This is a genomic window from Comamonas sp. JUb58 (genome assembly GCF_004364775.1).
In the GTDB taxonomy this organism is placed as follows: domain Bacteria; phylum Pseudomonadota; class Gammaproteobacteria; order Burkholderiales; family Burkholderiaceae_C; genus Comamonas.
In genome coordinates this window covers 65,015-86,108 of the sequence record NZ_SOAL01000004.1, presented here as the reverse complement: position 1 = coordinate 86,108, position 21,094 = coordinate 65,015, and the positions used below count along the sequence as shown (strand labels likewise).

The 21,094-nt window shown below is 64.5% G+C and carries 20 protein-coding genes; 11 read left to right on the top strand and 9 right to left on the bottom strand.

The genetic code is table 11. The features are described 5' to 3' along the window. The first annotated feature begins 85 nt into the window (after window positions 1–85). A complete protein-coding gene (gene phoR, locus EDF71_RS05340) occupies window positions 86–1,435 on the top strand; it encodes a phosphate regulon sensor histidine kinase PhoR (protein WP_133855578.1) in 1,350 nt (449 codons plus the stop codon). Here the strand turns inward: phoR and EDF71_RS05335 are convergent. From EDF71_RS05335 to EDF71_RS05320, 4 genes are all read right to left on the bottom strand, one after another. Beyond that, entirely contained in the window at window positions 1,432–2,811 is a 1,380-nt protein-coding gene (locus EDF71_RS05335) for an MATE family efflux transporter (protein ID WP_133855577.1), read from the bottom strand. The two genes, phoR and EDF71_RS05335, sit on opposite strands and share 4 nt — an antisense overlap. An 8-nt stretch (window positions 2,812–2,819) precedes the next feature. Further along, window positions 2,820–4,532 carry a hypothetical protein gene (locus EDF71_RS05330; RefSeq protein ID WP_133855576.1) on the bottom strand — a complete coding sequence of 571 codons (1,713 nt, stop codon included), beginning with the start codon at window positions 4,530–4,532 and terminating at the stop codon, window positions 2,820–2,822. Between the two features lie 195 nt (window positions 4,533–4,727). Continuing rightward, window positions 4,728–4,973: a type B 50S ribosomal protein L31 gene (locus EDF71_RS05325; protein WP_021026595.1), complete on the bottom strand. Its 246-nt coding sequence runs from the start codon at window positions 4,971–4,973 to the stop codon at window positions 4,728–4,730. 203 nt (window positions 4,974–5,176) lie between these two features. Next, window positions 5,177–6,220 (bottom strand): class I SAM-dependent methyltransferase, encoded by a 1,044-nt coding sequence (locus EDF71_RS05320; RefSeq protein WP_133855575.1) that lies wholly within the window; start codon window positions 6,218–6,220, stop codon window positions 5,177–5,179. A gap of 214 nt (window positions 6,221–6,434) precedes the next feature. Here EDF71_RS05320 and EDF71_RS05315 point away from each other — a divergent pair, with 214 nt between their 5' ends. Next, window positions 6,435–7,400: an AraC family transcriptional regulator gene (locus tag EDF71_RS05315; RefSeq protein WP_166656453.1), complete on the top strand. Its 966-nt coding sequence runs from the start codon at window positions 6,435–6,437 to the stop codon at window positions 7,398–7,400. Window positions 7,401–7,455: 55 nt separating this feature from the next. On the opposite strand, the gene rho is transcribed toward EDF71_RS05315, so the two are convergent. From rho to trxA, 3 genes are all read right to left on the bottom strand, one after another. Continuing rightward, the gene (rho, locus tag EDF71_RS05310; protein WP_133855573.1) at window positions 7,456–8,718 is read right to left on the bottom strand and encodes a transcription termination factor Rho; all 1,263 of its coding nucleotides are present in this window, start codon (window positions 8,716–8,718) and stop codon (window positions 7,456–7,458) included. 95 nt (window positions 8,719–8,813) lie between these two features. Further along, window positions 8,814–9,038 carry a hypothetical protein gene (locus EDF71_RS05305; RefSeq protein ID WP_133855572.1) on the bottom strand — a complete coding sequence of 75 codons (225 nt, stop codon included), beginning with the start codon at window positions 9,036–9,038 and terminating at the stop codon, window positions 8,814–8,816. A gap of 44 nt (window positions 9,039–9,082) precedes the next feature. Continuing rightward, window positions 9,083–9,415, bottom strand: coding sequence for a thioredoxin TrxA (gene trxA, locus EDF71_RS05300; RefSeq protein ID WP_133855571.1), 333 nt, complete (start codon window positions 9,413–9,415; stop codon window positions 9,083–9,085). Between the two features lie 259 nt (window positions 9,416–9,674). On the opposite strand from trxA, the gene EDF71_RS05295 reads away from it, so the two are divergent. From EDF71_RS05295 to EDF71_RS05255, 9 genes are all read left to right on the top strand, one after another. After that, window positions 9,675–10,181, top strand: a complete 507-nt coding sequence (locus tag EDF71_RS05295) for a hypothetical protein (protein WP_133855570.1) — start codon at window positions 9,675–9,677, stop codon at window positions 10,179–10,181. 181 nt (window positions 10,182–10,362) lie between these two features. After that, complete coding sequence (gene dut, locus EDF71_RS05290; RefSeq protein WP_133855569.1) at window positions 10,363–10,812, top strand: dUTP diphosphatase; 450 nt, start codon at window positions 10,363–10,365, stop codon at window positions 10,810–10,812. Between the two features lie 84 nt (window positions 10,813–10,896). After that, complete coding sequence (locus EDF71_RS05285; RefSeq protein ID WP_133855568.1) at window positions 10,897–11,427, top strand: glycine zipper 2TM domain-containing protein; 531 nt, start codon at window positions 10,897–10,899, stop codon at window positions 11,425–11,427. Between the two features lie 196 nt (window positions 11,428–11,623). Next, window positions 11,624–12,379, top strand: a complete 756-nt coding sequence (locus EDF71_RS05280) for a transporter substrate-binding domain-containing protein (RefSeq protein ID WP_243854195.1) — start codon at window positions 11,624–11,626, stop codon at window positions 12,377–12,379. 419 nt (window positions 12,380–12,798) lie between these two features. Then, entirely contained in the window at window positions 12,799–15,087 is a 2,289-nt protein-coding gene (locus EDF71_RS05275) for a TonB-dependent hemoglobin/transferrin/lactoferrin family receptor (RefSeq protein WP_347876661.1), read from the top strand. Window positions 15,088–15,150: 63 nt separating this feature from the next. Then, entirely contained in the window at window positions 15,151–16,320 is a 1,170-nt protein-coding gene (locus tag EDF71_RS05270; protein ID WP_133855566.1) for a ChuX/HutX family heme-like substrate-binding protein, read from the top strand. Between the two features lie 10 nt (window positions 16,321–16,330). Beyond that, entirely contained in the window at window positions 16,331–17,275 is a 945-nt protein-coding gene (locus EDF71_RS05265; RefSeq protein WP_243854181.1) for an ABC transporter substrate-binding protein, read from the top strand. A gap of 179 nt (window positions 17,276–17,454) precedes the next feature. Beyond that, entirely contained in the window at window positions 17,455–18,477 is a 1,023-nt protein-coding gene (locus EDF71_RS05260) for an iron ABC transporter permease (RefSeq protein WP_243854194.1), read from the top strand. A 12-nt stretch (window positions 18,478–18,489) separates the two neighbouring features. Further along, a complete protein-coding gene (locus EDF71_RS05255) occupies window positions 18,490–19,356 on the top strand; it encodes an ATP-binding cassette domain-containing protein (protein WP_133855564.1) in 867 nt (288 codons plus the stop codon). Between the two features lie 41 nt (window positions 19,357–19,397). Here EDF71_RS05255 and EDF71_RS05250 read toward each other — a convergent pair whose 3' ends face one another. Together EDF71_RS05250 and EDF71_RS05245 are read right to left on the bottom strand one after the other, a co-directional pair. Beyond that, window positions 19,398–19,853, bottom strand: coding sequence for a DUF3617 family protein (locus EDF71_RS05250; RefSeq protein WP_133855563.1), 456 nt, complete (start codon window positions 19,851–19,853; stop codon window positions 19,398–19,400). Window positions 19,854–20,049: 196 nt separating this feature from the next. Further along, entirely contained in the window at window positions 20,050–20,862 is an 813-nt protein-coding gene (locus EDF71_RS05245) for a pyruvate, water dikinase regulatory protein (protein ID WP_021026838.1), read from the bottom strand. Between the last annotated feature and the right edge of the window lie 232 nt (window positions 20,863–21,094).

The window sequence follows — 21,094 nt, the reverse complement described above, 5'->3', positions numbered from 1 at the left end:
GCGGAGATACTGCCGCATTCGGGCACCTTCGGTTTTGTAGGCTGCGCTGGTCGCAGCTTTTTTTGTTTTTGAGCGTTAGGCCTGCATGCTGTTTCGCATCGTCAGTTTTTTGGTTTTTCAGGCCCTGGGCGCGGCCCTGGGTTGGTGGCTGGGGCAGTGGCATGGCGCTTTGATAGCGGCTGTCATCGGTGCCTGGTGCTGGTTTGTCACGGATTTGTGGCGGGGTAACAAGGTCGTGGCATGGCTGCGGTACGGCGACGCGGACAGCGCCCCGCAGCTGATGGGCATGTGGGGCGAGGCAGCCGATCGGGCGCGGCGCCTGGTGCGCCAGCTGCAAAAGAACGAGGCGCAGTCCGATGACCGGCTGCACCAGGTGCTGACGGCCATCCAGGCCTCGCCCAATGGCGTGGTGCTGCTCGATGAGCACAGCCACATCGAGTGGTGCAACCAGACCGCCTGCGACCACTTCGGCTTCAATCTCGAGCGCGACCACATGCAGGTCATCACCAACCTGGTGCGCGCGCCGGAGTTCATCGGCTATTTCAACGCCAACAACTTCAGCAAGGATGTGGTGATGATCAGCCCGGTGATGCGCGCGGCCAGCCCGATGCGCATGTCGGTACAGATGTTTCCCTACGGCGGCAACCGCAAGCTGCTGCTGTCGCGCGATGTGACCTCGATGGAGTTGGCGGACGCGATGCGGCGCGACTTTGTGGCCAATGTCTCGCACGAGATCCGCACGCCGCTGACGGTGCTGGCCGGCTTTATCGAAACCCTGCAGACCCTGCCGCTGAGCGCCGAAGAGCGCACCCAGTACCTGGGCCTGATGTCCAACCAGGCCCACCGCATGCAAGGCCTGGTGGTTGACCTGTTGACCTTGTCGCGCCTGGAAGGCAATCCACCGCCCAGCCTCAATGAATGGGTCAGCGTGGAAGGCTTGCTCAAGCGCTGCGAAGAGGATGCACGCGGCCTGGCACGCATGATCGCCAAGGAGGGCGACAAGCCCCTGCAGCTGTTCTTTCCGGATGCGGAAGCCGATGCAGGCAGCTACGAGCTGGCCGGTGCCGGCAATGAGCTGCAAAGCGCGCTGTCCAATCTGGTCAACAATGCCGTGCGCTACACGCCGGCAGGCGGCGAGATCCGCGTGCAGTTCATGCGCCAGCCCGATGGCTCGGGGCGTGTCAGCGTCACCGACACCGGCCCGGGCATTGCGCCCGAGCACATCCCGCGCCTGACCGAGCGCTTCTACCGCCTTGACCGCAGCCGCTCGCGCGATACCGGCGGCACCGGCCTGGGCCTGGCCATCGTCAAGCATGTGCTGCAGCGCCATGGCGCGCAGCTGCAGATCCGCAGCACGATCGGCAAGGGGTCGGAATTCAGCGTGGTGTTCCCGCCGTCGCGGGTGCGCAAGCAGCTGACCGAAGAACTCGTTTAACGGCTCTGGCGTACCGCGCGAGCGGTCACCCGGTGCAGCAAGACCAGGAAGCAGGCGGCCGCCAGCATCAGCGCATAGGCGGCGCACATCCAGAAGGCGACCGGCGATGCCATCGCCGGGCGGCCCGCCAGGCCGTGGTAGGCCAGCTGGAAGCCGCCCCACAGGCCCACACCCCAGAGCAGGCTGCAGTACACCAGCAAAGGCGTGACGGTGATGCGGTAGCTGCGCAGCACAAAGATGGACACGGTCTGGCTCGCATCGGCCAGGTGGTAGAGGCTGACCCAGCCCAGCAGGCCCAGCGCAATGGCTGCCACCTCCGGCGTGCTGGTGTAGATCGGCACAATCCAGCCCTTGCTCAGCCAGACCAGCAGCGCCAAGCTGGCTGCCAAGCCCATGGCGCTGAACAGGCCCAGAAACACCACCTGGCGTGCCCGCGCCTCATCGCCCGCGCCGCGCCAGTAGCTGGCGCGGGCGCTGGTTGCAATGGCCAAGGACAGCGGCACCATGTACATCAGCGCGGTGACATTGGCGGCAATCTGGTGCGCCGCCGACGAGGCTGTGCCCATGCGCGCCACATAGAGCGCCATCAAGGTGAAGGAGGTGATCTCGACCAGGATCGACAGGCTGGCCGGCACACCCATCTGCGCAAACTGTGCCAAGGTGGGCCAGTGCGGTCGCTCCAGGCGGCGCCAGATAGCTGCCGGCGCATAGACGGACTGGCTGCGCAGCAGCCACCAGCCCAGGCCGCAGAGCAGGAAATTGACCAGAAAGGTGGCCCAGGCGCAGCCCAGCACGCCCATCGGTGCCAGGCCCAGGCCGCCAAAGGTGAACCAGACCGACAGCGGCAGCTTGACCAGCAAGGACATGGCCTGCAGCCAGGTGACCATCTTGGGCTTGCCCAGCGACTGGCTCAGGGTGCTGAAAATACGGAACAGCAGCGCGGCCGGCAGGCTCCAGCCGATGATGGCCAGGTAGCTTTTGACCAGCGCTTGCAGCTCTTGCGGCACCTCGGTCCAGCGCAGGATGGGCGCGGGGTTGAACAGCACGGCCCAGCCCAGCAAGGTGGCTGCCAGGCAGATGTAGAGGGACTGGCGCAGCGAGGCGCCAATGTCGGCATGGCGGCGCGCGCCGTGCATCTCCGACCAGATCGGCATCAGCGCCTGCAGCAGGCCCATCAGCGAGACATAGACCGTCACAAAGATGGCCGAGCCCACCGACAGCGCCGCCAGCGAGGCCTCGGCATGGCGGCCGGCGACGATGGTGTCGACCACGCCAAAGCCCATCACGGCGATCTGGCCGACAAACACGGTGCCCGCATGTTTGGCCAGCACCCGCATATCGCGGCCTGCCAGCAGGCGCGTCAAGCTCTCCCGCATAGGCACCGTCAATTCGCTTGACGACGGTAGATGACGATCTCCGCGTTCTTGTCGGTCGGGCGGGCCACGGCAGCCAGGCGCTTCCACTCAGGGCCCAGCACCTCGTTGCTCGGGGTGCGCTGCGATTCCAGCGGCATGGCCAGCCAGTTGCAGCCGTCGCTGCTCGGGTCGTTCAAGGTCTTGAGCTGCCAGCCGCCCTGGGCCTGCATGGCCACGATCTGCGAGCGGCTCAGGCCCCAGGTGGCCACACAGCCGGCCGATGCCGGTGGCGGCAGCACCTTGGCCAGCGCCTGCACCTGGGCGGTGTAGCTGCGGCCGTAGTCCAGCATGGGCATCCAGATGCTCATCAGCAAGATCCAACTGAGCACGGTGCCGCCAGCGGGCAGCACCAGGCTGCGCCAGATCTCGGGTCGGTTGCGGCGGGCACGCCAAAAGGCCAGCGCGCACCAGGCCAAGGTGGCCAGCGCAGCGATAACAAACTGCGGCAGCGAGAACTGCGCGACAAACTCGGGGGCAATGCGGGCCACATTGGCCGCTGGCTTGGCTGGCGTGCCGGTGTAGACCGCCAGCCAGATCACCCAGATGGTGATAGCCGCCGCGCTGAAAAACAGCAAGGTGAACCAGTCGATCAGCGCCGCCATGGCGCGGCGGAAGGTGGGCAGCGCAAAGGCGGCCAGCGCCGCAAACGCGGGCAGGCCCAGCAGCAGTGCGCGATCAGACGGGGTGGTGATGATGGTGTTGACCAGGGCCAGGGCTCCCAGCAGGATGGGCAGCCAGAGATGTCGGTGCACAAAGCGCCAGTCGGCGACCTGGCGGCGCCAGATCCACAGCGACCACAGCGCCAAGGGCCAGGCCGGCCAGACATACCAGACCACCAGCTCAAACAGCGGGCGCAGCTGGCGGAAGTGCTCGGCCGGCAGGATGCGCCATTGCCACTGGTGCAGGTAGACGGCCAGCAGCAAGGCGGCCACGCCCAGGATCGCAAAGGCACCGGCGGCCTGCAGGCTGCGTGCGCGCAGCTTGGCATCGACAGGGGTAAGCGCCAAGATCAGGGCCACGCCCAGGCCCAGGCAGACCGCATAGGTGGGCGCGCCGCTCAGTGCCAGCATCACCAGGCCGATGGCCCCCACGCACAGCGGTGTGCCAAAGCGGATGGGGATGCAGGCGGCTGCATAGAACACAAAGCAGACACCCGACAGCTGCACCACATAGCTGCTGGCCTCGTGCGAGGGCTGGGCCAGGCCCAAGCAGGCAATCAGTGCGAGCAGGCCGCCATCGGCCATCGCGCGGGCATAGTCAATCTCGTTGGCCTCACCACCAAAGGCAAAGGCCACCGGGCCTGCGCCCGGGCTGCGGGCGAGGTAGTAGACGGCATACCAGGTGGCCATCAGGGCCAGCCAGAGCAGGGCGGCAAAGGGCAGGCGGCTGGCCAGCTCGGGTGAGATGACGTCGCCAAAGGCCTGGATCGCCCAGGCGCCCAGCCAGTAGGGAATCAGGCCCTCGGTGTCCGGGCTCAGGCCCAGAATCTCCGGTGCCAACCAGGGAGTCCGGCCTTCTGCCAGCGCCAGGGCGTAGCCATAGCTGGTGATGTCCAAGGTCTTCCAGGGCGCGCGGGCCACAAAGCCGGGCACCACATAGGCCAGGCAGAGCAGCAGCAGGAGCGCACGCGGCAGGGGGCGTACAGCGGCTTGGGAGACGATGGCTGGGGTCGGAAAATTCACACGGGGTTACCAGAGGAGGCAAGGCTCAGCAGCTTAGCAGGCCCTGAACCAGAAATGTAGGAGAACCGCGCATTCTCTGCCGGTCCAACAAGCGGGTCAATAAAAAAAGGCAGTACGGTGTCGCACTGCCTTTGGATTGCCAAGACAAAAAGGGCAACAGGCCTTGCAGCCCGAAGCCCTTTTGCCAAAAGCAAATTACTTCTTGCCGAAACGGTTGCGGAAACGCTCCACACGGCCGCCCATGTTGTCCACCGACTTTTGGGTGCCGGTGTAGAAAGGGTGCGACTCAGACGAGGTATCCAGCTTGAACAGCGGGTATTCCTTGCCTTCGAAGGTTTCGGTTTCCTTGGTGTTCACGCAGGAGCGGGTCACAAACTTGAAGCCGTTGGACAGGTCCACGAACAACACTTCGCGGTAGTCTGGGTGAATGCCTTCTTTCATGATTCTTCCTTAGGTCAAGTGCGGGAGCCGTGCCAAGCCGGATGCAACCTCTGCATCCCAGTAAACTGGGCGTACTTTCCGCAATAAAAGCCCTCCATTATTGCATAGGATGGCTTTCTTTTCTGCAAAACCTCTGGTTTCAGTCGGCTGATGGCCTTGGCGGCCTGAGCCTGAAACATTGCAAGGCTTTGATTTAGCGAGCCTTACGCCGACTTGCGCCCCGCATGCAGCCAGACCGGTGCCATCGGGAAATCCAGCCGCCCCAGCGCGCGGATCTGCCCAAAACCGCCGGCCGCCATATGCCGGGCCATGTCGCCCGGGCGGGGCAGGTAATGGCCGCGCAGCACCAGGCCGGCATAAAAGGGCAAGACGCAGGCGGCCATCGCCGGGTCATCGGGCCGCTCGGCATGGGCCAGCAGCAGCAGGCCGCCGGCGTTCAAGGCCTCCCACATGCCGCGCACAGCCTGGGCCGGGTCCGGCAGAAAGTGCAGCACCGAAGAGCACCAGATCAGGTCATAGCCCTGGCCGTAGTCCTGCTGCTGCACATCGCAGCCCTGTGCGCCCATGCGCGCCGCCAAGCCAGCCTGGGCAATGTTCTCGGCCGCTACGGCTGCCGTGGCGGGCTCATCGCAGACCATGCCCTGCCATTGCGGCAGTTGTTGGGCCAGCGCGATGCCTATGTGGCCAGGGCCGCCGCCCAGATCCAGCAAGCGCCCGGTGGCCGGCAATGGGCCGAGCTGTGCCAGCAGATGCTGGATGGCCGGCACCGTTATCGCGCGCTGCTCTTGCGCAATCTGCACCCTGGCCGCCTGGGCCCAGCTGCCGGGTGGCGCCGTCATTGCCACCTGGCCCTGGGCCAGCCACTGCGGCCACTGCGCAGCCAGGCCGGACAAGGCCTGCTGGCGGTACTGCCAGGCCTGACCGCAATAGTCGGGTGCGGCTTCCAGAAAATAGCGCTGGGCCAGCGCGGAGCTGCAGAACAGTGCCTCGCCTGCGCTGCCGTCAGCCGCATCAGAAGCTTGCTGGCGGCTGAGCAGGTCCATGCTCCACAGCAGCTCCAGCCAGATGGCGCAGGCGCCTGGGTGCAGGCCCAGGCGTTCTGCGACGGTGCTGGCGCTGGCGGGCTGGGCCAAATGCGCAAAGAGCTGGTGCGCCAGCGCTTGCGCCAGTGCCTGGCTTTGCAGCGGGATGGCGGTCAGGCGCCAGAGCGCTTGCAGCGGGTGTTCGGTCTGGAAATCCATGCGCATGCTCAGGCCTCCGCGTTGGATGGGTGGGCCAGGGCGATATCGATGGATGGGGGAAGGTGTGCCATGTTGCTGTGCTCGGAAGTGGATACAGAGCGTTCACTGTAAAACTCAAATGCAAATAGGTATCATTTGAAATTTAGGCAAAACGGAGCATTGCTTTGGCACGGCGGAGTCATTCGCGATGCTGCCGCGTGCTACGGCAAGAAAGGCAAACTTGGTCTACCGAATCAGCAGCGCAGACGCCAGCGCAGCCCAGCGCCTGGGCTCCTCGGCCTGGTGGCGCTCCAGCCTGCCCGCGCAGCTGGGCCATTGCGTGACCGACCGGCTGCAGATCGAGCCCGGCCTGGCCCTTGTCTATATGGACTACCAGGCCCGGCAGCCCCTGCAACAAACCAGCCTGCTGGAGCGCGAGAACCGCTGCCTGACCCTGACGGTGGCGCTGCAAGGGCAGTCCAGCACCACCGGTGTGGACGGCCAGCGCTTTGACTTTGTCGCCGGCCACAGCACCTTGGCGGCCTTTGCCTCGGTACGGGGCGAGCGCTGCTTTCCAGCGGGTCAGGCCGTGCGCCAACTGCGGCTGGTGGCCGATGAGGCGCTGCTGCAGCGCTATGGCTTGGCAGATCTGCTGGACGGCGTGCGCTTTGACCAATCTGCGCGCGCGCTGCATTTTGGCGCCTATGGTGCGAGCACCGCGCAATGGGCTGCTGCCTTGCTGCCCAGGCATGTGCAAGAAGGGCAGGATGAGCGAGGTGCTCTGCTGGGCATTCAAATCGCCGCACTCAGCCTGCTGTCCGAACAGACCCGCCAGCTGCGCCCACCGCCCAATACAGCGGGCCCCTTGCGCCCAGCAGAGCAGGACAAGATCCTCCAGGCGCGCGACATCCTGCTGCGCGACTATGCCCAACCCTTGACGGTGGCCTACCTGTGTGCAGCGGTGGGGACCAATGCCTTCGCATTGAAAACCGGCTTTCGCCTGCTATTGGGCACCAGCCCGCACCGCCTGCTGACCCGCATCCGCATGGAGCGGGCCTGGGAGCTGCTGGACAGCGGCCAGCGGGTATCGACGGTGGCCTACCAGGTGGGCTACCAGCATGTCTCCAGCTTCAGCACCGCCTTTGAACGCCACTTTGGCCGGACGCCAAAAACGGTGGCGGGGGAGCGCTGGCGCAAGGGGACATGAAAAAACCCTCCGTGTTGAGCGGAGGGTTGGCAGGCCGGTGGGTGCTGAGCGGGGTTTAGCCGCCGCGGCGCATCATGTCGAAGAACTCGACATTGCTCTTGGTCTGCTTCATGTTCTTGATCATCAGCTCCATGGACTCGATCTCGTCCATGTTGTACATGAACTGGCGCAGGATGCGGGTCTTTTGCAGGATCTCGGGAGCCAGCAGCATTTCTTCGCGGCGCGTACCGCTCTTGTTGAGCTCGATGGCGGGGAAGACGCGCTTTTCGTACAGACGGCGGCTCAGGTGCAGTTCGCTGTTGCCGGTGCCCTTGAATTCTTCAAAGATCACTTCGTCCATGCGGCTGCCGGTGTCGACCAGTGCGGTGGCGATGATGGTGAGCGAGCCACCTTCTTCGACGTTGCGGGCCGCGCCAAAGAAGCGCTTGGGGCGCTGCAGCGCGTTGGCATCCACACCACCGGAGAGCACCTTGCCCGACGAGGGCACTACGTTGTTGTAGGCGCGGGCCAGACGGGTGATGGAGTCGAGCATGATGACGACATCCTGACCCATTTCCACCAGGCGCTTGGCGCGCTCGATGACCATTTCGGCCACGTGCACGTGGCGGGCAGCGGGTTCGTCAAAGGTCGATGCAATGATCTCACCCTTGACCGAGCGCTGCATCTCCGTCACTTCTTCTGGGCGCTCGTCGATGAGCAACACCATCATGTGCACATCAGGGTAGTTGGCGGTGATGGCGTGTGCAATGCTCTGCATCATCATCGTCTTGCCACTCTTGGGGGGGGCAACGATCAGTGCGCGCTGGCCACGGCCAATGGGGGCAATGATGTCGATCAGGCGGCCGGTGATGTTCTCTTCTGCCTTGATGTCGCGCTCCAGACGCATCTGTTCCTTGGGGAACAGCGGCGTCAGATTCTCGAACATCATCTTGTGCTTGTTTTGCTCGGGCGGCAGACCGTTGACCTGGTCGAGCTTGGTCAAGGCAAAGTAGCGCTCGCCATCCTTGGGTGTGCGCACTTCGCCTTCAATCATGTCGCCGGTGTGCAGATTGAAGCGGCGCACCTGGCTGGGGGAGATGTAGATATCGTCGGTGCTGGCCGTGAAGCTCGTGTCGAGGCTGCGCAGAAAGCCGAATCCGTCGGGCAGGATTTCCAGGACGCCATCGGCGAAAACCTGTTCACCCGCTTTGGCGCGCTTCTTGATGATCGCAAACATCAACTCCTGTTTGCGCATGCGGCCGGTATTTTCAATTTCAAGCTCTTCTGCCAGCTTGAGGACTTCAGACACATGCAGTGCCTTGAGCTCATTTAAGTGCATGGATAGACTCCAGAACGGAGTAACTGTTAGAGGTAGGGGGAATGCAGAGCCGGTGCAATTAGCGGGAGACCGCGAAGCCGGAGACCATGCTTGATCTATTCTTGGTCGGAATACGATCGGTGATCTGAATGCGGATTATAGACAGGTTGCTGCAAGAACATCCCGCCTGAATTATCAACTATATGTATCAAGCGGGACAGCAAGCCGCTAGGGGTTTTGATTTTTTTATAAAAATATAGAAAAATCAAATGCTTGAAAAATGCAAAAAGCACGGCGAAAACCGTGCTTTGTTGGCGATGGCCGCCAAGTTGGGCGGCCATGCTTGGGTGCAGACGCGGTGACCGCGCATGCACCGGGGCTGGATTTAAGCCAGTTGCTCGTCCAGGAAGGCCGTCAGTTGGGCCTTGTTCAGGGCGCCAACCTTGGTAGCGGCCAGCTGGCCGTTCTTGAACAGCATCAGCGTGGGGATGCCACGGATGCCGAACTTGGCCGAGATAGCGCGGTTCTCATCGACATTGACCTTGGCGATCTGCAGCTTGTCCTTGTAGCTGACCGAAACTTCTTCCAGCACGGGGGCGATCTGCTTGCAAGGGCCGCACCATTCGGCCCAGAAGTCCACCAGAACATTGGTGTTGGGTTGCAGAACATCGCCGTCAAAGCTGGCTTCGTTGGTGTGCTTGATCAGGGATTCCGACATGGCAGGTTCCTCGTTAAATTTTGGGTTTTTGGCGCCAGGGGTTGCGCCATGGACAAAAGTTGAGGCCATTGTGACAGAAAGCAAGGCCGGGTGCAGGCAGCGGGCGCCGCATCTGACGCGTTGTAGGGGCGCTGGATGTCAAGCACAATGCGCTCTCAGAGGGATAAGAGGGTCCGGGCATGCAGGCTTGCTATGCCGGAGTTTGAAACTATCAATCGCTGCCGCCACTTGCAGGCGACGGCGCCAGGAGGAGATGCAATTGGCACTGCTGAACAGGGACACGGCTTCTGTCTATGACACCCCGCCACATGGCGACTTTGTGCGCTATGTAGAGCAGCTCATCGCCCGGCAGAACCCTGGCGCCGCCCATACCGTGGGCAGCACGCAGCGGCCGGCGCGGCCGGCGCGGCCGCGCAATGGTCAGGCGCAGGCAACGCCGGGCGCCTCCGGCCATGGTGCCGGCAGCAACCCGATTGCCGACCAGGCCCAGGAGCTGCTCGACCGCATCCGCCAGATGGACCAGACGCGCAAGGACAAGCGCCAAGGCGCGGCGCAGACGCTGACCACCACCACGCGCAGCGGTTCAGGCGCAGCCACCACATCGATCTTTACCTCCGCCGGCAACAGCACCGACACCAAAAAATCCTTCAGCGGCTTCAAGCTCATCGGGATACTGATTGCCGCGATCCTGGGCATCATGTTCCCGCCGCTGGGCATTGTGATGCTGATCGCGGCCTTCAAAAAAGGCTGGTCCCAGAAGGACTAGTTGCGAGCTATCAGGTGGGTCAAAAGGCAGTCGCAGCCGGGGCTGCCGGGGGTGGGGCGCTGCCGCTGCAGATGCTTGCATTTGTATGCATACGGTAAATGCCTGTAGGCCGGTGCACCAACTGCGCTGGCAGGCGTTGTGTATATGCTAGCCTTCGCTGCATTGTTTTTGAACCACCACCATGATCGTTGACCTGAAGATTCTCGACCCCCGCATGCAAGAGCAGCTGCCCCAGTACGCCACGCCCGGTAGCGCCGGCCTGGATTTGCGCGCCTGCCTGGATGCCCCCCTGACCTTGGAGCCCAATGCCTGGCAGCTGGTGCCCACCGGTCTGGCCATCCACCTGCGCGACCCCGGCTATGCCGCGATGATCCTGCCGCGCTCGGGCCTGGGCCACAAGCATGGCATCGTGCTGGGCAACCTGGTCGGCCTGATCGACAGCGACTACCAAGGCCAGCTGATGGTCAGCGCCTGGAACCGCAGCACGCAACCCTTTGTGCTGCAGCCGATGGAGCGCCTGGCACAGATGGTGATCGTGCCGGTGGTGCAGGCGAGTTTTCAGGTGGTGGAAGATTTTGGCGATGTGTCTGAACGCGGCGCCGGGGGCTATGGCTCCACCGGCACCAAGTAAGGCAGTGCCCCAAGCTATTGAAACTGGCGGGCCCCAGATGGCCCTGACCCCCTAGTCATTTTTGTGATCTGAAAGGAGAGCGCAATGTCTCAAACGAATCCAAGCTCGCGCAGCCTGCTGCAACGTGCAGGCAAGCTGGGTCTGGCCCTGGCGGCCACCTCGGTACTGGCAGCCTGTGTGCAGGCACCTCCCCGTTATGACAACCGCTACCCGCAAGGCCCGGCGCCCCAGCAGCAGGGCAGCTACCCGCAGCAGCAGGCGCCTTACGGTATGGAATACGGCACCGTGGGCAATATTGAAGAGCTGCGCTCGCAGTCGCGCAGCACCTCCGGCGTAGGCGCCATTTTGGGTGCCGTGGTCGGCGGCGTGCTGGGCAACCAGGTCGGCGGCGGCTTTGGCCGCATGGCCGCCACCGCTGCCGGTGTGGCCGGCGGCGCAGCGGCTGGCAATGCGCTGGAGCAGTCGTCCAACAGCGGCCGCAGCACCGTCAGCGGCTACCGCATCCATATCAACCTGCAAAACGGCGGCCAGCGCATTTTTGATGTGCCCAACCCCGGCGATCTGCGCCCGGGCGACCGCGTGCAGATCAACCAGGGCCAGATCTCGCGTTATTGAGATCGTCGCAGCGCCTGCCGCGCTTGGGTGAACCCCGATGGGCAGGCGGCTGGCGCTGGGACACAATGGCGCCGCGTGTCTCAAAAAGCGTGTACACCGCAACGGTGTGCACGCTTTTTTTGCGTGATGTCCCTCCCGATTGTCGAAACACCAAGGTGCCAACATGTTCCTGAAGAAAACCAAGACCCTCGCCGCCATGGCCGTCAGCGCGACGGCGCTTGCAGCGCTGTCGCTGCCTGCCCAGGCGGGCCCCCGGCTTGACGCCATCATGCAGGCCAAGGTGCTGCGCGTGGGCACGCCGGGCGACTACCGCCCCTTTGCGATGAAGGCCGATGGCAAGTACGCCGGCCATGACATCGAGGTGGTCGAAGCCATGGCCAAGGAGCTGGGTGTCAAGGTCGAGTATGTGGACACCACCTGGCCCAAGCTGATGCAGGACCTGCAGGACAACAAGTTCGATGTGGCTGTGGGCGGCATCACCCGCAATGTGGCGCGTCTGAGCAAGGTGCAGATGCTGCCGGGCTATGCACCGTTCGGCAAGGTGGCTCTGGTGCGTGCGGCCGACAAGGACAAGTTCACCACACCCGAAAGCCTGAACCAGGCCAGCGTGCGCGTGATCAAGAACCCCGGCGGCACCAACGAGGCCTATGTGCTGCAGAACCTGAAGAACGCCCAGGTCAGCACGCATGACAAGAACGCCGAGATTCCGGGCCTGATCGCCGAAGGCAAGGGCGATGCGATGATCACCGAGACCTATGAGGCACTGCACTACAGCAAGGCCGACCCGCGCCTCTACGCCGCCTACCTGGACAAGCCGTTGACTCCCGTCAACCAGCTGGGCTTCATGCTGCCGGTGGACGATGCCGACTACCAGCGCGTGATGCAGTTCACCTGGGATGTGCTGGCGCTGCGCGGCGTGCTGCAGCAAGAGGCGCAGAAGTGGCTGAAGTGATCGGCTGAGCCGCCAACAAGGCCAGCGCGCAAGCCGCCTGGTCTGCATGCCATTGCGAAGGAGGGCGCCCATCGGGAGCTCCAACCACGCAGGCCTTGCGGACCAGGCGGCTTTTTGTTGGCGCGAACCCGCTGCAAACCCTCGATCAGATGAGCGATACAAAGGGCCAATAGCAGCGGATCTGGCCCATTCCGCTGCAACTGTCGCGATTTCGCTGCAGCACCAGCCTTTGCAGGGCTATTGCATCAATAAATAAGAACTATTCTCATATACTTGTTGCTTCGCCAGCCTGTGACCCGCACGCCAGCCGTGCGGCCGCCCCTGCCTAGCACCGGGCCGTCATTGCCAGCTTCTTTGTTCAACCCTGTTGTCTGAAAGCTCGGCCCGTGGCTGCTCATCCCCTTTGCGACGCGCATCGCGTGTCTTCCACCCCATCCGTTTCGCGTGTAGCCACTGGCGCACGCCAGCCGCTGGCCTTGCAACCGCTGGCGCTGGCGGCCTTGCTCTGCATGGCCCAGGCAGCACAGGCCCAAAGCCCTGCAGCGGCCAGCAGCGCTCAGGCGACTGGCGCCGTGCAGGTGGCTGCGGCCGATGCGCCCTTGCTGAAGGAAATGGTGGTCAGCGGCTCGCGCTACGAGCAAGACCCCGACGAGCTGCCGATGAGCATTGATGTCATCAATGCCCGGCAGATGGAAGAGCAGCAGATCCGCGATATCCGCGATATCGCCCGCGACATGCCCAATGTCTCGGTCAAGCGCGCACCGGCACGTTTTACCCTGGCGTCCAGCCCGACCGGCCGTGACCAGAATGCCGGCTTCAATATCCGCGGGCTGGACGGCAACCGCGTGCTGATGCTGGTCGATGGCATCCGCCTGCCACGCAGCTATGTGTTCAGCGCCAATGCCTTTGGCCGTGACTACCTCGATGTCGGCATGATCCAGCGGGTGGAAGTGGTGCGGGGAGCCACCTCGGCGCTCTATGGTTCCGACGGCATGGCGGGCCTGGTCAACTTCATCACCAACGAGCCCAGCAATCTGCTCAAAGACGGCCAGACCTTTGGCGGCCGTGCCAGCGTGGGCTATGACAGTGAGAACACCGGCAAGAACCTGGGCCTGACCCTGGCTGGCAAGCCCAATGAGACGGTCGAATGGCTGCTGGGCGTGAACCTGGGCCGCAGCCGCGAGCTCAAGAACATGGGCGATATCGACACGCTCGATACGCGCCGCACCGTCCCCAACCCGCAGCACGACAAGGATACCTCGGTGCTGGGCAAGGTGGTGGTGCGACCCAATGCAGACCAGAAGCACACCTTCACCGTGGAGCATGTCGACAAGAAGGCCGACTACCAGCTCTACACCGCACGCACGGCGCCGCCGGTCAGCGCCGCTACGGCCGTCATCGATTCGGGGGCGACCACGGACATGAAGCGCACGCGCGGCAGCTGGGCGGGCGAGTGGCGCAACCTGAGCACGCCCGCGTGGGATGACATCAAGGCCAGCCTGAGCTACCAGAATGCAGATTCGCGCGAGTTCATCTACGAAGACCGCCTGACCGCTGCCGACCGCACCCGCGATGTGACCTACCAGGAAAAGACCTGGCAGGCGAACGTGCAGGCCAGCAAGGTACTGCGTGGCGATGCGGGCCTGGCGCAGAAGATCACCTACGGCATCGACTATGTGCGCAGCGATGTCGAGAACCTGCAGACGGGTATCACGCCGCCGGTGGGCGAAACCTTTCCGCTCAAACGCTTCCCCGATACCACCGAATCGAGCTGGGCACTGTATGCGCAAGATGAGCTGGTGCTGGGCAACTGGACCTTCACGCCTGGCCTGCGTTACGACCACTTCAGCATCAAGGCCGACCAGGCCGGCTTTGGCGCCAATGCGGTGTCGCTGTCGGGCAATGCCACCTCGCCCAAGCTGGGTGTGATGTACCGGGTCAATCCGGCGTGGAGTGTGTTCGGTAACTACGCCAAGGGCTTCCGCGCGCCCAACGCCGGCCAGGTCAATGCCTTTTTTGAAAACCCGGTGGGCAACTACAAGACCATTCCCAATCCTGACCTGAAGCCGGAAACCAGCCAGAACCTGGAGCTGGGTGTGCGTGGGCGCCTGGGCAATGTGGCGCTGGATGTGGCGGCATTCACCGGCCGCTACAAGGACTTTATCGACGACCTGGTGCAGGTGGGCGGTGTGGGCTCGCCCAGCGATCCGCTGGTGTTCCAGTCGGTCAACCGGGGCCGGGTCAACATCAGCGGTTTTGAGGTCAAGGGCCATGCCGACTGGGGCCGCTACGCCGGCATCGGCTGGAGCACGCCGTTTTCCTGGGGCCGTACCCAGGGCCGTGACCGCACCAGCGCCGAGCCGCTGTCGTCCATCGATCCGCAGCGCTTTACCGTGGGCCTGCGTGCCGAGGCCGCCGTCTGGACAGCGCAGTTGGGCCTGAACTACACCCAGGGCAAGAAGGCCAAGGACACGACCAACCCCAGCACGGGCCCGCAGTTCCTCAGCCCCTCGGCCACGGTGGTGGACCTGACCACGCAGTGGCGCATCCGCAAGGATCTGCGCTTGAATGTCGGTCTCTACAACCTGACCGACAAGAAGTACTGGCGCTGGTCCGATGTGCGCGGCGTGGCATCGAATGCCACCTTTATCGACGGCTACACCCAGCCCGGCCGATCGCTCAAGGTCAGCCTGGTCGCCGAGTTCTGAATCTGCCTCTGTGGGCAGCGTGCGCGCTCTGCACGCTGCCGGCTTTTCCCTAAGGAGTCCCCCATGAATCCGTCTCTTTCTCCCGCCGCTGCGCCAGCCGCCTTGAGCGCGGCCCGTGCCGCCGACATCCGCCGCGCCTTTGCCGCAGAACGTGCCAAGGGCCTGCGCGCCAAGGAAGCGGCCGAAGCCGCCGGCACCAGCGAAGGCGAGGCGATTGCCGCCCATGCCCAGCAGTGGCAGCCCGAGGGCAGCAGCCTGCAGGTGCAGGTGCTGGCGGCACCCGAGGGTGCTTGGGTGGAGGTGCTCAAGGCACTGGAAGCCTGCGGCCCGGTGATGGCCTTGACCCGCAATGCCAGCACTGTGCATGAGAAGACCGGCGTCTACGCCAACCTCAGCGCCGGCGGCGAGTTGGGTTCCCAGGTGGGTATTGCGCTGAACGAAGACATTGACCTGCGCCTGTTTTTTGCCAGCTGGCATGCCGGCTTTGCGGTGACCGAGACCTCCGCCCATGGCGGCAGCACGGTGCTGCGCAGCCTGCAGTTCTACAACCGGGCAGGCCGGGCGGTGCACAAGGTGTATGCCCGCGATGCCAGCGATCTGCAGGCCTGGCAGGCGCTGGTGGAGCGCTTTGCGGTGGCTGCTGGCGGCAGCGTACCCGGCTTTGATGCGCCAGAGGCACGCAAGCCCGTCAGCGTGCCGGCCGACAGCAGCGTCGATGTGCCCGCCCTGCAGGCAGCCTGGGCCGGCATGAAGGACACGCATGAGTTCTTCAGCATTATCAAGAAGGCCGGGGCCGAGCGCCAGCAGTCCTTCCGCCTGGTGCAGGGCCAGTTTGCCTGGCCCCTGGCCAAAGACAGCGTGACCGCCTTGCTCAACGAGGCCAGCTTCTCGGCCACACCCATCATGGTGTTTGTCAGCAGCGGCGGCTGCATCCAGATCCACAGCGGCCCGGTGCAGCGAATCGAGCCGATGAGCAGCCCGAATGCCGAATGGATCAATGTGCTGGACCAGGGCTTCAACCTGCATCTGCGCACCGATCTGATTGCCCATGCCTGGCTGGTGGAGAAGCCGACCAGCGATGGCACCGTCACCTCGGTCGAGCTGTTCGACGCCTATGGCGACCTGATGGCCATGTTCTTTGGTGCGCGCAAGCCCGGCAAGCCGGAGCTGGCGGGCTGGCGCGCGCTGGCGACCGGCCTGCCGCGCCTGAACGCCGAGCCGGTAAGTGCTTGAGGAGTGCAAGATGGCTTTATTGAATCGCCGTGATTGCCTCGCCTGGGCTGCTGGTGCTGCCGCTGCAGCCATGGCGGGCCCGCTCTGGGCACAGCCCGCCCGGCCGGTGGCCGATGCAGGTGCCAAATCGGTGCTGCAGCCCTTTGTCGGCGTGCAGCCCCAGGTGGCGGCCAAGCGCCTGATCAGTTTGAGTGGCGCGCTGACCGAAATCATCTACCTGCTGGGCGCCGAGCAACTGCTGGTGGGCAGCGACACCACCAGCAACTACCCGGAGGCGGCCGACAAAACGCCCAAGGTGGGCTATGTGCGCCAGCTGGCCGCCGAGGGTGTGCTCTCGCTCAAGCCCGATACGGTGATCGGCACGACCGAGGCCGGCCCGCCCGTGGTGCTGCAGCAGATTGCGCAGGCCGGCGTGACCGTGGCCCTGGTGCAGTCCGACCACAGCTGGGACGAGGTGCTGCGCAAGATCCGCCTGGTGGGCCAGGCCACCGGCAAGCAGGCCCAGGCCGAGCAGCTGGCGCAGCGCTTGCAGGCCGACTGGGACCAGACCCAGGCCCAGGTGCGTGCCAGTGTGGCAGCCGGGCGCGCGCCGCGTGCGCTGTTTGTGCTGTCGCACACTGGATCGCCCCAGGTGGCAGGCCAGGCCACGGCGGCCGATGCGCTGCTGCGCCTGGGCGGTGCCAGCAATGTGATGCAGGGCTTCCAAGGCTACCGGCCGTTGACGGCCGAAGCCATGGCGCAGGCGGCGCCGCAGGTGATCGTGACCACCACCCAGGGCCTGGAGGCGGTGGGCGGGGCGGAGAAGTTCTGGGCACGGCCCGAGCTGGCGCTGACCCCTGCGTTCAAGAACAAGACCATGGTTGCGCTGGAGGCAAGCCAGCTGCTGGGCTATGGCCCGCGCTTGCCGCAGGCCGTACAGGCACTGCACCAGGGCTTGCTGGCCATCCAGCCATGAGCGAAGCGGCGCGTGTGCGCATCCGCGCGGACGCCCCGCACAGCACGCCGGCACCAACAGCAGGTTTGCATGCGGTGGCGCCAACCCCCGCTGCTGCTGCAGCGGCAACGCCGGTGCTGCGGCGGCCCAGCCAGGGCCGGGCACACCGGCGCCTGGGCAAATCCAGCACCCTGGGCCTGATGGCCTTGCTGGTGCTGGCGGCCTTTGTGTTTGCGGCCGGTCAGGGCGCTTTTGCGATCGATGCGGCGCGCCTGCCGGGTATCACCTGGAACGCCTGGCTGCACTGGTGGCAGGGCGCAGGCGCTGCCAGCCCGGGGGCCAGCACCGAGCAGCTGGTATTTGCCACCATTCGCCTGCCGCGCCTCATTCTGGGCCTGGCGGCGGGTGCGGGCCTGGGCATGGCCGGGGCGCTGATGCAGGGGTTGTTTCGCAATCCCCTGGCCGACCCGGGCCTGATTGGGGTCAGCAGCGGCGCGGCCTTGGCGGCTGCAGCGCTGATTGTGATGGGCGCGCTGTGGTTTCCGGCGCTGCCGCGCAGCCTGGGCAGCTGGCCGCTGATGCTGACCGCGTTTGGCGGCGGCCTGTTCACCACCTTTCTGATCTATGGCCTGTCCCAAACCGGTGGCGGCACGCGCATTGGTGTGATGCTGCTGGCAGGCGTGGCTATCAATGCGCTGGCGATGGCCGGCCTGGGCCTGCTGAGTTTTCTGTCAACCGATGAGCAGCTGCGCAACCTGCAGCTGTGGCTGATGGGCAGCCTGGGCAGCACGCGCTGGCCAGTGGCCTTGACGACATGCGCCGTGGTGGCCGTGGCCATGCTGATCGCCCAGCGCCTGGCCCAGCCCCTCAATGCCATTGCCCTGGGCGAGGCCCAGGCCAGCCTGATGGGCGTGGGGGTGGAGCGCACCAAACGCCTAGCCGTGGTGCTGGCCGCCCTGGTGGTGGGTTGTATCACCGCAGGCTGCGGCATGATTGGTTTTATCGGTCTGGTGGCCCCGCACTGGGTGCGCATGCTGGCCGGGCCGGACCACCGCGTGGTGCTGCCGGCATCGGCTCTGCTGGGCGCTGCAATGGTGGTGTTTGCCGATGCCTTTGCGCGCACGGTGGTTGCGCCGGCCGAGCTGCCGCTGGGTGTGCTGACCGCCTTGGTCGGCGTGCCGCTGTTTTTGGCCATGCTGCGCCAGTTCCGGCGCCAGCTCTGAGCGAGGCTGCAGATGTTCAATCCCTTCAAGACCTGGGGCGCTGCCACCCGGCCCGCACAGCCAAGCGCCTTGGGCGGGCCTGCCAGCAGCTGGCACCTGGAGCACCTGGCTGTCGGTGTGCCCGGCGGCGATACCCTGGTGAGCCTGCACACCCGCATCGAGGCGGGCCGGGTGACCGCCATCGTCGGGCCCAATGGCGCTGGCAAATCCAGCCTGCTGAGCACCTTGACGGGCCAGTGGCAGCCCCATGGCGGCCAGCTGTTTTTTGATGGGCAGCCGCTGTCCCGCTGGTCGTCCGAGCAGCTGGCGCTGCGCCGCGCCATGATGATGCAGGACGGCGGCGTGGCCTTTGACTTCACGGTGCAAGAGGTGGTGGAGCTGGGGCGCTATACGCACCGTCTCCACCCCAGTACCGACGAGGCCGGCATTGTGGCCCGTGCGATGGCGCTGACCCAGGTCAGTGCCTTTGCCCAGCGCAGCGTGCGCACCCTGTCAGGCGGGGAGCGGGCGCGCACCCACCTGGCTCGGGTGCTGGCCCAGTTGTGGGAGCCGGCTGCCTGCGGCGGCGCGCGCTGGCTGCTGCTCGATGAGCCCACCGCTGCGATGGACCTGGCCTGGCAGCACCAGACCATGGCCTTGCTGCGCGACTGGGCGCATGCGGGGCCGTCTGCCGGAGTGGGGGTGATTGCCGTGGTGCACGACATGAACCTGGCATTGCGCTATGCCGACGATGTGCTGCTGGTGCATGGCGGCGGCTGCCTGCATGGCCCCGCACACGAGGTGCTGACACCCGAGACCATTGCCCAGGTCTGGGGCGTGGGCTGCTTTGCCACCCAGGCGCCGGACGGCACGGCCCAGTATCTTTTCGCGCAAAACTAAGCGGGCCTGAAGCCCGCTGCGTTGCTTGGTGACGTGCTTGCTTATTCCAGCGGCTCGTCTTCAGGCTTGCACTGGCGCTTCAAGCTCTGGGCTTCATAGTCCAGCGTCTGCTTCATCGCGCCGCCCAGCAGGGCTGCGTCGATGTGCAGATGAAAGTTGTCACCGGTATTGGTCTGCTTGGCCTGGGCGGTCAGCATCTTGCCGCAGGTCATCGTCCAGCTCTTGTTGTTCTTGTCCAGCAGCTGGCTGTCCTTGATACGGCACTGGCTGAAGTGCTTGGACAGGATCAGATCCGGGTAGAGAAAGCCGTCCTTGTCCACCAGTTCGGGGCCGATGCAGCGGTCCTTGGTGCGCGGGGCCTTGGCGGGTTTGTTGCCGATGGCCGATTTGGTCTCGGTTACGGAAAAAGCGCCCGGCTGGGCAGCTTGGGCGGGCAGGGCGGTCAGCAGCGCGGCACAGAGGCCGGCGCTGGCGATCCAGGTAAATATTGTGTTCATGCTTGAACTCCTGAGCGGCGGCCCATCCACACGGGGCCGTGATCGCTTGGTTATAGCAGGCGGGCATGCGGCCTGCTGTAAAGCTGTGCGAAGCAAGGGTAACGCTGCGCATCAATACCGCGCAGCGTTACGGAATAGCCAGTGGCCGCGATGTGCAGCCATCAGCAGCAACTAGCAACGATTGGCAGCGGGCCGCTCACTCGTCCTGCTTGAGGTCCTGCAGCACCACGGCGGCAATCTCTTCGATGGACTTGTGCGTGGTCGACAGCCACTGGATGCCGGCGCGGCGCATCATCGATTCGGCTTCGGCCACTTCCATGCGGCAGTTCTGCAGGCTGGCGTAGCGTGAGTCGGGGCGGCGCTCATTGCGGATCTGGGACAGGCGCTCGGGCGCAATGGTCAGGCCAAAGATCTTCTTCTTATAAGGAAGCAGGGCCGGGGGCAGCTGCTGGCGGTCAAAATCCTCGGGGATCAGCGGGTAATTGGCCACCTTCAGGCCAAACTGCATCGCCAGGTAGAGGCTGGTAGGTGTCTTGCCGCTGCGGCTCACCCCCACCAGGATCACATCGGCACCGGCCAGGTCGTGGTTGGTCTGGCCGTCATCGTGCGCCAGGCTGAAGTTGATCGCCTCCATGCGGTCAAAGTATTCCTTGCTCTCGCTGATATCGGTAAAGCGGCCGATGCGGTGGTGCGACTTGGCGCCCAGCTCGTCTTCCAGCGGCTGGACAAAGGTGGCAAACATGTCCATCACCAGGCCCTTGCAGTGCTCATGCACCACCTTGACCGTCTCTGGCTCCACCAAGGTCGTGAAAACAATGGGCTTTTTGCCTTCCTTGTCGGCCGTGTGGTTGATCTGGTGCACGGCCTGGTGGGCCTTGTCGACCGTGTCCACAAAGGGCAGGCGCACCGCACGGGTGGTGATGTCGAACTGCTTCATGATGGCGCGGCCAAAGGTCTCGGCTGTCACGCCGGTGCCATCAGAGATAAAGAAAATGGTGCGTTGGTGCATGTTGGGCCTAATGCTACATCGGCGGTAACGGGCGAATTCTGTCGCAGGCGGCGCACAGCTGCCTGCGGGGTTTGTCATTGTTGACCACGGTGTTCAGCAAGTCGCAAGCAAAACGGCGGCGGCACGCCTACAATGACGCCCATTATTCACATTTCCCGCATGTACTCCGGCCTACCAGTACAAATACAAAGCCAGATGTCCGAGCCCGCAGCGGCCGGACAGGAGTCTATGC

Bases quoted from the DNA above. Each gene is read 5' to 3' on its own strand.
- phoR (WP_133855578.1), top strand. From the start codon at position 86: ATGCTGTTTCGCATCGTCAGTTTTTTGGTTTTTCAGGCCCTGGGCGCG.
- EDF71_RS05335 (WP_133855577.1), bottom strand. From the start codon at position 2,811: ATGCGGGAGAGCTTGACGCGCCTGCTGGCAGGCCGCGATATGCGGGTG.
- EDF71_RS05325 (WP_021026595.1), bottom strand. From the start codon at position 4,973: ATGAAAGAAGGCATTCACCCAGACTACCGCGAAGTGTTGTTCGTGGAC.
- EDF71_RS05320 (WP_133855575.1), bottom strand. From the start codon at position 6,220: ATGCGCATGGATTTCCAGACCGAACACCCGCTGCAAGCGCTCTGGCGC.
- rho (WP_133855573.1), bottom strand. From the start codon at position 8,718: ATGCACTTAAATGAGCTCAAGGCACTGCATGTGTCTGAAGTCCTCAAG.
- EDF71_RS05305 (WP_133855572.1), bottom strand. From the start codon at position 9,038: ATGGCCGCCCAACTTGGCGGCCATCGCCAACAAAGCACGGTTTTCGCC.
- trxA (WP_133855571.1), bottom strand. From the start codon at position 9,415: ATGTCGGAATCCCTGATCAAGCACACCAACGAAGCCAGCTTTGACGGC.
- dut (WP_133855569.1), top strand. From the start codon at position 10,363: ATGATCGTTGACCTGAAGATTCTCGACCCCCGCATGCAAGAGCAGCTG.
- EDF71_RS05285 (WP_133855568.1), top strand. From the start codon at position 10,897: ATGTCTCAAACGAATCCAAGCTCGCGCAGCCTGCTGCAACGTGCAGGC.
- EDF71_RS05280 (WP_243854195.1), top strand. From the start codon at position 11,624: ATGGCCGTCAGCGCGACGGCGCTTGCAGCGCTGTCGCTGCCTGCCCAG.
- EDF71_RS05270 (WP_133855566.1), top strand. From the start codon at position 15,151: ATGAATCCGTCTCTTTCTCCCGCCGCTGCGCCAGCCGCCTTGAGCGCG.
- EDF71_RS05265 (WP_243854181.1), top strand. From the start codon at position 16,331: ATGGCTTTATTGAATCGCCGTGATTGCCTCGCCTGGGCTGCTGGTGCT.
- EDF71_RS05260 (WP_243854194.1), top strand. From the start codon at position 17,455: ATGGCCTTGCTGGTGCTGGCGGCCTTTGTGTTTGCGGCCGGTCAGGGC.
- EDF71_RS05255 (WP_133855564.1), top strand. From the start codon at position 18,490: ATGTTCAATCCCTTCAAGACCTGGGGCGCTGCCACCCGGCCCGCACAG.
- EDF71_RS05250 (WP_133855563.1), bottom strand. From the start codon at position 19,853: ATGAACACAATATTTACCTGGATCGCCAGCGCCGGCCTCTGTGCCGCG.
- EDF71_RS05245 (WP_021026838.1), bottom strand. From the start codon at position 20,862: ATGCACCAACGCACCATTTTCTTTATCTCTGATGGCACCGGCGTGACA.